This window comes from Kitasatospora sp. NPDC004240, assembly GCF_053603215.1.
This window is the reverse complement of the sequence record NZ_JBSGFD010000096.1, coordinates 18411-31417: the sequence shown is the minus strand read 5'-3', so window position 1 is coordinate 31417 and position 13007 is coordinate 18411. Positions and strand designations below refer to the sequence as shown.

12 protein-coding genes are annotated in these 13007 nt (G+C 74.6%); 4 read left to right on the top strand and 8 right to left on the bottom strand.

Features of this window, described 5'->3' with window-relative positions:
• Positions 1 to 279: 279 nt before the first annotated feature.
• A complete protein-coding gene (locus ACWEQL_RS24670; protein ID WP_452152482.1) occupies positions 280 to 708 on the bottom strand; it encodes a hypothetical protein in 429 nt (142 codons plus the stop codon).
• Between the two features lie 30 nt (positions 709 to 738).
• On the bottom strand, positions 739 to 1503 hold the full coding sequence (locus tag ACWEQL_RS24665; protein WP_452152481.1) for a sigma 54 modulation/S30EA ribosomal C-terminal domain-containing protein: 765 nt from the start codon (positions 1501 to 1503) through the stop codon (positions 739 to 741).
• A gap of 538 nt (positions 1504 to 2041) precedes the next feature.
• Here ACWEQL_RS24665 and ACWEQL_RS24660 point away from each other — a divergent pair.
• Entirely contained in the window at positions 2042 to 4876 is a 2835-nt protein-coding gene (locus ACWEQL_RS24660) for a cytochrome P450 (RefSeq protein ID WP_452152480.1), read from the top strand.
• A gap of 27 nt (positions 4877 to 4903) precedes the next feature.
• Here ACWEQL_RS24660 and ACWEQL_RS24655 read toward each other — a convergent pair whose 3' ends face one another.
• The 3 genes from ACWEQL_RS24655 to ACWEQL_RS24645 all read right to left on the bottom strand — a co-directional run bounded on the left by ACWEQL_RS24655 (position 4904) and on the right by ACWEQL_RS24645 (position 6258).
• Positions 4904 to 5125 carry a DUF6126 family protein gene (locus tag ACWEQL_RS24655; protein ID WP_452152479.1) on the bottom strand — a complete coding sequence of 74 codons (222 nt, stop codon included), beginning with the start codon at positions 5123 to 5125 and terminating at the stop codon, positions 4904 to 4906.
• A 38-nt stretch (positions 5126 to 5163) separates the two neighbouring features.
• Positions 5164 to 5511, bottom strand: coding sequence for an ArsR/SmtB family transcription factor (locus ACWEQL_RS24650; RefSeq protein ID WP_452152478.1), 348 nt, complete (start codon positions 5509 to 5511; stop codon positions 5164 to 5166).
• Between the two features lie 303 nt (positions 5512 to 5814).
• On the bottom strand, positions 5815 to 6258 hold the full coding sequence (locus ACWEQL_RS24645; protein WP_452152477.1) for a hypothetical protein: 444 nt from the start codon (positions 6256 to 6258) through the stop codon (positions 5815 to 5817).
• A 189-nt stretch (positions 6259 to 6447) separates the two neighbouring features.
• On the opposite strand from ACWEQL_RS24645, the gene ACWEQL_RS24640 reads away from it, so the two are divergent.
• The gene (locus ACWEQL_RS24640; protein ID WP_452152476.1) at positions 6448 to 7284 is read left to right on the top strand and encodes a polysaccharide deacetylase family protein; all 837 of its coding nucleotides are present in this window, start codon (positions 6448 to 6450) and stop codon (positions 7282 to 7284) included.
• A 75-nt stretch (positions 7285 to 7359) separates the two neighbouring features.
• Here ACWEQL_RS24640 and ACWEQL_RS24635 read toward each other — a convergent pair whose 3' ends face one another.
• Together ACWEQL_RS24635 and pdxR are read right to left on the bottom strand one after the other, a co-directional pair.
• A complete protein-coding gene (locus tag ACWEQL_RS24635; RefSeq protein ID WP_452152475.1) occupies positions 7360 to 8526 on the bottom strand; it encodes a glycoside hydrolase family 3 N-terminal domain-containing protein in 1167 nt (388 codons plus the stop codon).
• 284 nt (positions 8527 to 8810) lie between these two features.
• Entirely contained in the window at positions 8811 to 10343 is a 1533-nt protein-coding gene (gene pdxR, locus ACWEQL_RS24630) for a MocR-like pyridoxine biosynthesis transcription factor PdxR (protein WP_452152474.1), read from the bottom strand.
• A gap of 95 nt (positions 10344 to 10438) precedes the next feature.
• Between pdxR and ACWEQL_RS24625 the strand changes: the two genes are divergently transcribed.
• Positions 10439 to 11314: a methyltransferase domain-containing protein gene (locus ACWEQL_RS24625; RefSeq protein ID WP_452152473.1), complete on the top strand. Its 876-nt coding sequence runs from the start codon at positions 10439 to 10441 to the stop codon at positions 11312 to 11314.
• Between the two features lie 127 nt (positions 11315 to 11441).
• On the opposite strand, the gene ACWEQL_RS24620 is transcribed toward ACWEQL_RS24625, so the two are convergent.
• Entirely contained in the window at positions 11442 to 11939 is a 498-nt protein-coding gene (locus tag ACWEQL_RS24620; protein ID WP_452152472.1) for a MarR family winged helix-turn-helix transcriptional regulator, read from the bottom strand.
• A 113-nt stretch (positions 11940 to 12052) separates the two neighbouring features.
• Here ACWEQL_RS24620 and ACWEQL_RS24615 point away from each other — a divergent pair, with 113 nt between their 5' ends.
• Entirely contained in the window at positions 12053 to 12979 is a 927-nt protein-coding gene (locus ACWEQL_RS24615; protein WP_452152471.1) for an EamA family transporter, read from the top strand.
• Positions 12980 to 13007: the final 28 nt, after the last annotated feature.

The following is a 13007-nucleotide window of genomic DNA, read 5'->3' as shown; positions in this document are numbered from 1 at the left end:
TGCCACGCATCGGGGGTGGCGGCGCCGGGGCACGCGCTCGGGGGAATGCACGTGCCCCGGCCTGGGGTGGTGGTGGCGGCCAACACCCGGCACCGGCGGTCCGCACGGCCCCGTCCGGGTGGGCCATGACCGCCGTGATCCGGAATGCTAGACCCGCGAATCAGCCATGGCCATAGCTTTGACCAGGCATTTTCCCGCCCCGGACATGCCACGAGCGGTACACGTCAAGGTATGTGACGGCTCGTCGGCTTATCGTGGCGGCCGCTCCCGCCGCCGACCTCAGGCCGCGGCGCGCGCCGGCACGAACAGGCGGCCCCGCACCGCCCCCGGCGCCACGTGGAGACGGGCCAGGGACGCGGCGAGCAGGTGCGGCTCCCGGCCGAGCCAGAGCCGCAGGGCGGTGGCGAGCGCGGCACTGGCCGAACCGACCGGCAGGCCGCCCACCTCGGCGAGGCGCGCGCCGAGCAGCGGGAGCAGGTCCGCGACGGGCGCCGGGAGCCACAGGGTGACCGCGCACGGGGCCGGCCGGGCGAGGAGCCGCGGCAGGCGCCGCACCCCGGACTCGTCGTACAGCGCGGGGATCACGTCCAGCAGCCCGTCCGCCGCGACCTCGGAGATGTCGCTGTGGTGACCCCGCGCCAGTCGGCGCAGCAACGCACGCTCGGCGGCGGTGATCCGGACGGTCAGCATGACCTCGTCGGCCTCCATGGCACCCAGGTTCCCGTCTCGTCCCGGCCGTCAGACCGCGGTGATGAGGCCGTAGTGGCCGTCGTAGCGGCGGTACAGCACCTGGCCGCGCGGGGCGTGGGCGCCGGGCGCGGCGTGGGGGCCGGGCGCGGCGGACGCGTCCACGAAGAAGACGAACGGCCAGCAGGTGAGCCAGAGTCGGCGGGCGGCCTCGGTCACGTCGAACCGGGGCGCCGGGTGCAGGCTCTCGCTCAACGGCAGGCCGCTGCCGTCGGGGCAGGCGGTGGAGTCGGCCCGCACGAGGCGGAAGCCGCCGGTGGCCGGCTGACGGTGGACCAGGCTGTCCTGGCCCGTGTCGGCGTCCGTGAACAGGTGGAAGTGGTGGTCCAGGGCGAGCATCTCCCGGACCGCCTGCTCGGGCGTGAGGGCGGCGAGCGCGACCGGCTTGCGGCGGACGATCCGACGCTCGGTGAGCGGGCGCGGCGCGAACTGCGGCCGGTAGGCGCTCTCGTACGCCACGGCGAGCCCGATGTTCCCCTGTTCGCGCAGCCGGGCGGCGCGGCCGAGGACGGTGCCGAGGGTGAGGTCCACCGCCTCCCGGGCGGTGACGGCGGAGAGCTGGACCCGGACCGGGCCCACGCCCTCCAGCAGCAGGCCGGCCTGGGCGATCACCGGCCTGGTCACGGCCCGGTTGCGCGCCCGGGTGAGCCGGAGGCGGGCCGCGTACGCACCGGGGGCGAGCTGCGCGAGGAGGGTGTGCGCCTGGCGGCGCGCGTACTCGACGTCCACCTGGGGGAGCTCGCCGTGGATCTCCACGCGGACGTCCAACGGGGTGTCGGCACGGGGGACGGGGCCGTCGGCGACGAGTGGGTCATCGACAGGGAGCGGATCACCGACAGCGAGCGGGTCACCGGCCGGAACGGTACCGCCGGCAGGAGGCGGGTCGGCAGCAGCGATCCCGTCAGTGACAGGAATGCTGTCGTCGATCGGCGATCTGTCGGCGGCAGGAAGGCTGTCGTCGGCGGGCCGGGTGCGCAGACGGGTCATCAGGGAGATCCTCCTCTTTCCGTGGACCATGCTGGACCTGCGGAGGCCCCCAGGCCGAGGGCCGAAAGGCCCTGCTGAGAGCCAGGCATCCGATGTAGACCGGTCTACATATTTCTACGGGCCCGGCAAGCTCCCTCTAGACCGGTCTACATATTCGCGATGAGCACCGCCCGCCCCACCAGCGCGATCCGCCAATGGGGTGATCCCGAGGGGTGCAACGCAACGGACCCCCGGCAGGCGCGTTTTCCAAAGAGTGCGCTCTCCGGGTGAGATGCGCGCTGGGCTCCCACGACTGAAGGGTAATGACATGAGCCTGACCAACGCTTCACAGGGATCGACCACACCAACCTCCGCCTCCCCGGACACCAGCGCCGCCACCCCCACGCACTCACGCTCACGGCGCCGAACGCGAACACGCCTGCGGTCAGGCACCGACGCCCACCCCGACCCGCAGCACACCGACGGCGACGCGGGCACCGTCGGCGACGGCAGCACCCCAGGTGACAGCACCACCCCCGGCGGCGACAGCGCCCCCGGCGGCGACACGGGCGACACGGGCACGACCGGCACCGCGCGCACCACGGCCACCCGTACGCGGACCGCGCCCGACGTCCCGCCCCTCGCGCCCGGCGGCGCACCCGGGTTGGGGCACGTCCCCGCGCTGCTGCGGGATCCGCTCGGGTTCCTCGGTTCGCTCGCCCGGTACGGCCGGGTGGTCCGGATCCGGCTCGGACCGCGCACGGTGTGCGTGGTCACGGACGCCGGCCTGGTGCACACGCTGCTGGTCGGGCTCGCCCGCAACTGCCCGCGCGGCGCGGTGCAGGACACGCTGAGGACCGCGTTCGGCGACGGCCTGCTGATGTCCGAGGGCCGGGCGCACCGGGACCGACGGCGGACGGTCCAGCCGGCCTTCGCGCCCGACCGGATGACCGAGTACCTCACCGTCATGCACCGGGTCACCGAGGAACGGATCGGGCGCTGGCGTCCCGGCCAGGTGCTCGACGTCGCCGAGGAGATGAACCACCTCGCGCTGGAGATCGTGACCCGCGCGCTGTTCGACGCCCGGCTGGGAGAGCGGGACACGCTCGCCTTCCACCGGGCGCTGCCGGACCTGGTGAAGGGGCAGATCGTCCAGTCGCTGTACCCGCACCCGGCGTTCGGCCGCCTGCCGCTACCGGTGAACCGGCGCTTCGACGCGGCCGTCGGAACACTGAACCGGGTGGTCGACCAGGCCGTCGGCACCGGTCCCGGCCACCCCGGCCACCCCGCCAACCCCGGACAACCCGAACTCCCCGGCCACCCCCGGCAGGGCAGTAACGTCGCCGGTGACGCCGGTGACGCCGCGCCCCGGGGCATCCTCCCCAACCTGCTGCGCGCCGCCGTCGACCCGGCCACCGGCAGGCCGCTCACCGAGGCGGACGTACGGTCCGAGGCGATCACCATGTTCGGCGCCGGCACCGAGACGGTGTCCACCACCCTCACCTGGCTGCTCGACGAACTGCTGCGCCATCCACGGGTGGAGGCCCGGATCCTGGCCGAGCTGGACGAGCACCTCCCACCCGGCACCGCGCCGACGCCCGAGGCGCTCGCCCGGCTGACGTACACGCATGCCGTCGCGCAGGAGGTGCTACGGCTGCACGCGCCGAACGCCTTCCTGATGCGGACGGCGGTCCGGGAGGTACGGCTGGGCCCGTACCGGATCCCGGCCGGCACCGAGATCCTCTACAGCCTCACCGCCCTGCACCGCGACCCCGCGCTCCACCCCCGGCCGTTGCACTTCGACCCGGAACGCTGGCTGACCGACGCGCCGACCGCCACCAGAACCGACGCGCCGAACACCGGCGACACCGCCCCCCTCTCCCCCACCCCACCCAATCCCGCGGGTGCCGGCCCGGGGCGGCACGCGTTCCTCTCGTTCGGCGCGGGCAAGCACAAGTGCATCGGCGAGGCGTTCGCCCGGGCGGAGCTGATCGTGGCCGTCGCCGCGATCCTGCGGCGCTGGCGGCCCCTGCCCGTACCGGGAGCGGCGGCACGCGAGGTGGTCTGGACCACTGTCCAGGCCCAAGGCCTGCGCATCCGGCTCGCCCCACGCACACCCCCCGAACCGGCCGCACCGATCACACCGACCGCACCCGCCGCACGAGCCGTCCCGCCCACCCGGGCCGCACCCCGACCGGGCCGCGCCCCCGGTGAGCTGAACACCTCCACCGAACGCCACATCACCTGGGCGCTGGCCCACGGGCTGCTCACGCCCGCCGCCCTCCCCCACTACCGGTCCGACGCGCTGCAGGAGTTGATCGGCCACTCGTACCCGAGGGCGACCGGCGCCGAACTCGACCTCCTGATGGACGTCCTGGGCTGGTTCACCGTCCTCGACGACCGCTTCGACGGGCCGACCGGCCGCTGCCTCACCGAGGCCCGCGCCACCGTCGACCCCCTGCTCGCCACCCTCCACCCGGCCGGCGGCAAGGCCGACGACGAGGCGGACGGCAGGACCGGCGCCGAGGCGCACAACAGGCGGAGCGGCACCCCAACGACGCCCGACGGCCTGCTCGGCGCCTGGCAGGACCTCTGGCCGCGCCAGTGCGCACCGATGCCCCCGGCCTGGCGGCGCCGCGCCGCCCTGGAGTGGCGGGCCTGTCTGGACACCTTCGCCGCGGAGGCCGCCCACCGGGCACGCGGCACCGTGCCGGGCCTGACGGAAACGATCCGCCTGCGCCGGCACGCCAGCTGCCTCTACCCGTTCATGAACATACTGGAGCGGGTGTACGGCTCCGAGGCGCCGGCGCGGCTGCTCGCCGAGCCCGCCCTGCGCCTGCTGCGCGCGCACACGGCCGACGCGGCGACACTGCTCAACGATCTGTACTCACTCGATCGGGAGGAACGGCAGCCCACCACCCCCTTCAACACGGTGGTGGCCCTGCAGCGCGCGCGGGGTTGCAGCCGCAGGCGGGCCGTCGCGGCGGTGCGCGCACGGGTCGGGCGCCTGCGGGAGGAGAGCGAGGACCTGCGCCGCGAGCTGCTGCGCGATCATCCGGCCGGGTCCTGGTACCTCGACGGCACACGTGAACTCGTGGACGGCGTCCAGGCGTGGTGCAGCACCACGCCCCGCTACCACGTCAAGGAAGGGAGCATCACGTAGCGCGGCCGCGAAGGAGTGCGGGCCGGGTCAGTGGCTCCCGCGGCCGCCGAGGCTGAAGAGCAGGAGCACGAACCCGGCGAAGAGGTGCGTCGCGAAGATGTAGATGCCGGCGCGGATCAGCATGGCCTTGCGCCGGGCCTTCTCATCGCTCTTCTCCGCGCTCGGCGCACCGCCCCGCGCGCCGCTCGGCACTCCGTTCGGCACCTCGCCCGGCCCATCGCCCCGCACGCCGTTCCGGGCCTCGCTCATGGTGGATGCTCCTCGGGTCGCGTTCGCGGGTGGGACGGTCACGGCCTCGCCGCCCTGCCGGAGGGCCGGCTCAGTTCGCTGAGCAGGCCCTCCTGGTCGGTGATCAGTTCGGTGAGGATCCGGCGGGCGGCGCGCAGCATTTCGGCGACGTCCGGCGTGCTGAGCGCGTACACCACGGTGTTGCCCTCGCGGGTGGCGGTGACCAGCTGGGTGCGACGCAGCACGGCGAGTTGCTGGGAGAGGCTGGACGGTTCGATCTCGATCTCCGCGAGCAGCTCGCGGACCGGGCGGGGGCCGTCCTGGAGGAGCTCCAGCACCCGGATCCGGGCGGGGTGGCCGAGCGTACGGAAGAACTCCGCCTTGGCCTGGTACAGCGGAACCGCCATCGCCCGCCCTCTCCTCGATCCCTCACCGATCCGGTCATTCGCCGATCCGTCGCCGGGGTCCTCGGCCACCGGCTCACCCGCCGCCGGTTCCCGCGTTCCCGTCACCGGCCGGGGGTCGGCGGGGAGCATCCTCCATGAATATGAAGAATTCTTCAAGTCATCACAAGATCCACCGGCGCACCCACACGCCCACACCCGAGCACCCAGCCACCCAGGCACCCTGGCAGCCGCCCACGCACCCCCGAACGGCATCGGGCCCCGGAGCAGGCAGCCCCGGGGCCCGAAGACCGCACCGACCGAAGGTCAGCAGACCACCGGGACGTCGATGGTCACCGGCGCCGGGTTCCAGGGGTACGAGGCCACGCTGAAGCTGCCGTGGACGGTGGAGCCACAGGCGACGGTGCCGCCGACACCGGTGACCTTGACGGTGCTGGCCTTGAAGATCACGCCCTGGTTGACGGTACCCAGCGAGGAGCCGCCGACGACCGAACCGGAGAGGGTGGTGTAGAGCTCCCGGGGCTCCAGGGTGCTGCCCGGGGACGGCGGGCCCGCCAGGCTGATCTGGCCGTACAGCTGGACGCTGTCACCGGTGATGTCGGCACAGACCTTGGTCATCAGGCCCGCCTGCAGCCCGGAGGCGCCGCACACCGTGGTCGTGGCGGTGGTCTGGGCGGAGGCGGAGGTCGGGGCGGCGATCAGGGTGGCGGCGCCCACGACACCGGCCGCGAGCAGAGTGAGACGGTTCATCGGTAATCCTCCTCAGCAATGGGGAAACATTGGTGCCATGTGAAATTTCACATCTGACACGCCCTCAGCCTGCCATGCGTTCGAATGCCGCAGGTGAACCGATCACCGGAAACCTGCCCCTGGACCGGAAATCAACCTTCGATTGGCGCGATCCGTGCCCTGGACCCGGCCACCCGCGTTGACCAGGACATGAAGCGCCTCCCCGCCCTCGCCCCTGCCCTCGTCCTCACCCTCGCCCTCGCCTGCGCCGCCCTCGCGACCCCCACACCGGCCGCCCCGACCGGAACCACCCCCGCCGCGCAAGCCCTCCCCCGGGCCACCCCCGCCTGGTACGCCCCCGCCCGGTACGCGCCCACCCGCCCCGTCCCCGCCCCGACCGCCCTCCTCCCCGACCACCTGCTCGGCACCGAGGTCCGCCGGATCCCCACCGATGACCGGGTGATGGCGCTGACCTTCAACGCGGCCTGGGACGAGACCGGCCTGACGGAGGTCCTCGCGGAGCTACGGAGGCGGCAGGCCCCGGCCACCTTCTTCCCCACCGGCCGGTTCGCCGAGGCGCACCCCGGGGCGGTCCGCGCGATGGCCGCCGAGCACGGCGTCGGCAACCACTCGCACAGCCACCCGGAGCTCGCCGACCTCGGCCCCGGCGAGCTGGAGGAGGAGGTGCTGCGCGCGGACACCGCGATCCGTACGACCGCGGGAACGGATCCGCTGCCGTTCTTCCGGTTCCCGTACGGCGAAACCACCCCGGAGGCGATCGACCGCGTCAACGAACTCGGCTTCGCGGACGTCGAGTTCACCACCGACACCAACGGCTACCTGGGCCAGTCCGGCGGCATGACCGTGCAGCGGGCGGTGGACCGGGCGCTCGCCGCCCTCGTCCCGGGCGAGATCCTTCAGCTGCACATCGGCGTGCCGGACGGGAACGGCCCCGCGCTCGACGCGCAGGCGCTGCCGCTGATCATCGACGCCGTCCGCGCCCGCGGCTACCGGATCGTCGACCTCCGTACGATGCTGACCGGCTGAGCCGCACCCGGTGACCGGCGCCCACCGGTCACCGGCCGGTCCCCACACACCGGCCGGTCCCCGCACACCGGCACGTCACCGCGCCAGCTGCGCCCGGAGCGCGTCGACCCGGCCGACGGCACGGATGAACTCGGAGCGGTCGAGCCGGCCCTCCGCCAGGGCGGTGACGAGGGCGGCCGCGGCCTCCTCGCCCTGGTGGACGTCACGGGCGGAGCAGAGCAGCAGGTCCATGCCGGCCTCGGTGGCGGCCAGGGCCCGCGCGCCGGTGCCGCCGTACCGGGCGAGGGCGCCGGCCTCCAGGGCGTCCGTGACGGTGACGCCGCGGAACCCGAGGCCCTCGCGCAGCTCCTGTCGGATGACGACGGGCGAGAGGCCGGCCGGTCGGTCCGGGTCCAGCGCGGGGTAGACCGCCCAGGAGGCCATCACCAGCTCGACCCCGGCCGCGATGGCGGAACGGTACGGCGCCTCGCCGCGCTCCCGCAGCTCCTCCAGGGGCACCGGGAGGGTGACCGGCCGCTCGTCGGTGTTCTCCTCGCGCGCGGCGCTGCCGAGGCCGGGGAAGTGCTTGGCGGTGGAGGCGACCCGCTGCTCCTGCTCACCGGCGATGAACAGGCTGCCGAGCCGGGCGACCTGGCCGGGGTCCGAGCCGTAGGAGCGCTCGGCGCGGTCGATGAAGTTGCCGGGCCGGTCGTAGACGTCCAGGACGGGCGCCAGGTTGACGTTGAGGCCCGCGCCGGCGAGGTTGCGCCCGGCGGCCTCACCGGCGTGGAGGGCGGTTCCGATGGGGTTCGCGGCCTGGCCGGTGCGGCGCGCGGAGATCTCCGGTTCACCGGGCAACCGTCGGACCTTGCCGCCCTCCTGGTCGGTCATCAGCAGCAGTGGCAGGCCGGTCCCGCTCTCCCGCTGGGCCTGGCGCAGCTGCGCGACCGCGGTGCGCAGCTGGACGGGGCCGGTGATGTTCTCGCCGAAGAGGATCACTCCGGCGACCCGGCCCTCCCGGATGGCGCGCAGCAGCGCGGCCGGCGGCGTCGGCCCGGGGTAGGAGTAGACGATCCGGCGGCCGACGAGCTCGCGGTCCGTGGCGGGGAGGCGGTACTCGGTCACGGGCGTTTCCTTCCCCGCCCGCCCCGAGGACGACACCGACCCGGCGGGCACCGGGTTGACGGCGCCCAGCAGCAGGACGATCACGGCGAACCTGACGGCCCGTCGCGGCGACGGCACGGCGGCCCGCCGGAGCAGCACCGTCCGCACACCTCTCGATGCGGCACGCACAGCCGCCAACGCGGCGCGCGCGTCCCTCGGGGCGAGCGCGGATCGTACGGGGGTCCTCGGCGCACGCGGACGCGGCACGGATGTCTCCGGGAGTTCGGGGCGGGAGTCTGCGCGGGGGCAGGATCGGCACACCTTATCGGCCTGCGGGGACGCTTCGGCGCAGGCCGACCTCGCCGCTGCGCCGTTCGGCCCAACACCGCACCCGGGCCGGCCCCGTACCGCCGACCCCGCAGGTCAGCCGGGGTGACCGGACGTCAGGCCGACCCGCGCAGCAGCCGTCCGAGGACGGCGATCCCCTCCTCCACGTCGCCCGGCGCGACCGCCGCGTAGCCGAGGACCAGCCCCGGCGGGTACGGCAGCCGGCAGTGCCAGGAGAGCGGCTGGACCTTGACGCCGTGGCCGAGGGCGGCGGCCGCGAGTTCGGTGTCCGAGCAGCCGCTGCCGGCCGGGAGGGTGAGCATCAGGTGCAGCCCGGCGGCGGCGCCGTGCACGGTGGCGCCGGGCAGGTGGGTGGCGATGGCCCGGATCATGGCGTCCCGGCGGCGGCGGTGCCGGCGGCGCAGCAGGCGCAACTGCCGTTCCAGCGCCCCGGATTCCATCAGCCGGGCGAGCACCAGCTGCGGCAGGGCTGCGTTGCCGAGGTCGGCGAACCGCTTGGCGGCGACCAGCGCCTCGTGGTGGCGCCGCGGGGCGAGCAGCCAGCCGGTGCGCAGGGCGGGGGCGAGCAGTTTGGAGACGCTGCCGGCGTAGCAGACCTGCTCGGGCAGGACGGAGCGCAGGGCGGCCACGGGCGGCCGGTCGTACCGGTGTTCGGCGTCGTAGTCGTCCTCGATGACCAGGCCGCCGTCGCGGGCCCAGCGGATCAGCTCGCGTCGCCGGGAGCCGCCGAGCACCACGCCGGTCGGGTACTGGTGCGCGGGGGTGAGCAGGACGGCGGGGGCCCCGGTCGCGTGCAGCGCGTCCACCCGCAGGCCCTCCTCGTCGACGGGGACCGGCGGGGTGGCGGCGAGCCAGTGGTCGAGGTGCTGGCGGGCCCCGAGGGAGCCCGGGTCCTCCACGGCCACCTCGTCGATGCCGACCTGGCCGAGCACCCGCCCGAGCAGGGCGAGCGACTGGGCGGTGCCGGCCACGATCAGGACCTCCTCGGGGTCGGCCCGGACGCCCCGGTTGCGGGCCAGCCAGTCGGCGACGGCGGTGCGCAGTTCGGGGGCACCGCGCGGGTCGCCGTACCCGAGGTCGTGGGCCGACAGGCCGTCCAGGACGGCGCGTTCGGCCCGCAGCCAGGCCGCGCGGGGGAAGGCGGCGAGGTCGGGCAGGCCGGGCGAGAGGTCGATCCGGGCGGGAGTGGCCCGCAGCGCCTCGAAGGTCTCGGGGAGCGGCGGGCGGGCGAACAGCCCGCCGTCACCCGGGGCGACGGGGGCCGGACCCGCGGCGTACGGGCCGCCGCGCGCCGCCGGCCCGTACGGGCGCTCCACCGTTCCGAACAGGTGCTCCGCGGGCCGGGGTGCGGCGAGCACGACGGTGCCGGCCCTCCCCCGTCCGGCCACCTGCCCGGCCTCGGCGAGGCGCTGGTACGCCTCGGTGACGACCCCTCGGGAGACCCGCAGCTCCTGCGCGAGCACCCGGGTGGCGGGGAGCCGGCTGCCCACCGGCAGGCTGCCGTCCGCGATCGCCTGCCGCAGCCGCCCGGCCAGCCAGTCGGACAGCCCGCCGGGGCGGGCCTCGCCGGCGTCGAGCTGAAGGAAGTCCGCACCGGCGGCACCACCGGGCGCCCCGGCCGGCGCCATGACCGGCTCCGCGGCCGGACGGGACATTACGGACCGGTCGTCAGCGCTCCCTTTGGACCTGTTCACCGGTCCATTGTGGACGCGAAGGTGGGGCCATGGACACCGAGAACATGATCACCGAGAACGTGAACACCGAGAACGTGAACACCGAGAACGTGAACACCGAGAACACCTACGTCCACGGCTACTCGAACGACGAGGCCCGCCGGCTCGACGACCAGGCGAACGCCCTCGCCGCACTGCTGCACGACGGTACGGCCTACCCGGCGGGCAGCCGGGTGCTGGAGGTCGGCTGCGGGGTCGGCGCGCAGACGGTACGGCTGCTGGACGCGAGCCCGGGGATCCGGCTGACCGCCACGGACCTCTCCGCCGCGTCCCTGGAGCAGGCCCGCGCCCGCGTGACGGCCCACGCGCCGGGCGCGGACGTCCGGTGGCACCACGGCGACCTGCACCGACTGCCGTTCCCGGACGGCTCCTTCGACCACCTCTTCGTCTGCTTCGTGCTGGAGCACCTCGGCGACCCCCGGGCCTCCCTCGCCTCGCTCCGCCGGCTGCTCCGGCCGGGCGGCACGATCACCGTGATCGAGGGTGACCACGGTTCGGCGTTCTTCCACCCGGACAGCGCGGACGCCCGGGCGGCGGTCGGCGCCCTGGTCCGGCTGCAGGCCGCGGGCGGCGGCGACGCGCTGATCGGCCGCCGGCTCCACCCGCTCCTGGTCTCGGCCGGCTTCGACGAGGTCACCGTCGGCCCCCGGACGGTCCACGCCGACCCGGGCCGGCCCCACCTGGTCGAGGGGTTCACCCGTCAGACCTTCATCCCGATGGTGGAGTCCGTCCGCCCGGCCGCCCTGGCCGCCGGGATCACCACCCCGGACGCCTTCGACCGGGGCCTCGCCGACCTCCACCGCACGGCGGGCGAGGAGGGGACCTTCCACTACACCTTCTTCAAGGCCCTCGCGGTCAACCGGTAGCCCCGGAACCGGGGAGCCCGCGGTCACCCCGTAGCCCGGGGAACGCCCGGCAGGCGCGACGGTCGGCGGCCCCGCGTGACAAAGCCTGTGCAACGAAGCCCCGCGCGACGAAGCCCCGCGCGAAGGGTCAGGCCGGCCCCTCCTCCAGCGATTCGAGCAGCACGCGCAGGGCGCCCACCAGGGCGTCCTGCTGCGCCGCGTCGAGGCCGGCCAGCAGCCGGCGCTCGGCGGCGAGGTGGTCGGGGAGGCACTGGTCGACCAGGGCGTGGCCGTCCTCGGTGAGGGCGACCTCCTGGCTGCGGCCGTCGACGGCGCTGGGGCTCCGGGTGACCAGGCCCCGGGCGGCCAGCCGGTCGAGGCGCTGGGTGATGGCACCGGAGGTGACCATGGCGGACTGCATCAGGCCGGTCGGGGTGAGCCGGTAGGGCGGGCCGCTGCGGCGGAGGGTGGCGAGGACGTCGAAGGAGGCCGCGTCCAGGCCGTGCGCGGTGAAGTTCCGCTTGAGTTCGGCGTCGACCAGGCGGGTGAAGCGCTTCAACCGCCCGATCACCTCCATGGGGGAGACGTCCAGGTCGGGGCGTTCGGCGCCCCACTGCTCCACGACACGGTCCACGTGATCAGCCACCACGTCAGCCTAGTCGATTCCTTAGCGGTGAGATAGCTCACAGCATCCCTCCGCGTGCAAATAGCTTAGCAGTGAGATACATTGGCTTAGTGCTAAGGAATCGGATCGGAATCGTGCTGGTGACCGCTCTCGCCCCCGCCATCTGGGGGTCGACCTACCTCGTCACCACGGAACTGCTGCCGCCCGGCCGCCCGCTGCTCGCGGGCGTCGTCCGGGCCCTGCCCGCCGGGCTCCTCCTCGTCGCCCTCACCCGTCGGCTGCCCAGGGGCAGCTGGTGGTGGAAGGCCGCGGTGCTCGGCGCGCTCAACATCGGCGTCTTCTTCGCGCTGCTGTTCATCGCCGCCTACCGCCTGCCGGGCGGGGTCGCCGCCACCGTCGGCGCCGTCCAGCCGCTGATCGCCGCCGGGCTCTCGGCCGGACTGCTCGGCGACCGCCTCACCCCGCGCACCCTGTTCGCCGGCGTGGCCGGGGTGGCCGGGGTCAGCCTGCTGGTGCTGCGGGCGGGCGCCCAACTGGACGTCATCGGCGTGGGCGCCGCCCTCGGGGGCGCGGTGGTGATGGCGACCGGCGTCGTCCTCAGCAAGCGCTGGACCTCACCCGCGCCATTGCTCGCGACCACCGGCTGGCAGCTCACGGCGGGCGGACTGCTGCTCCTCCCGGTGGCCCTGTTCGTCGAGGGTCCGCCGCCCGGACAGCTCACCGGCGCCAACCTGCTCGGCTACGGCTACCTGACGCTGATCGGCGCCGCGCTCGCCTACGCGCTCTGGTTCCGGGGCATCCGCGCCCTGCCGCCCACCTCGGTCGCCTTCCTGGGGCTGCTCAGCCCGGTGGTCGCGACCGCCCTCGGCTGGCTCGTCCTCGGCCAGGACCTCACGCCCGTCCAGGCGCTCGGCGCGGTGATCGTCCTCGCCTCGCTGGTGATCGCCCAGACCAGGCGCCCCGACCCGGCCACCAAGGTCGTGGCCCGGCAGTCCGCCCCGGCCACCACCACGGCCGACGCCGACGCCCCGACCGGGGCCGCACGCACCCCGGCCCCGTAACCCCCCGCACCCCGGCCCCGTAACCCCC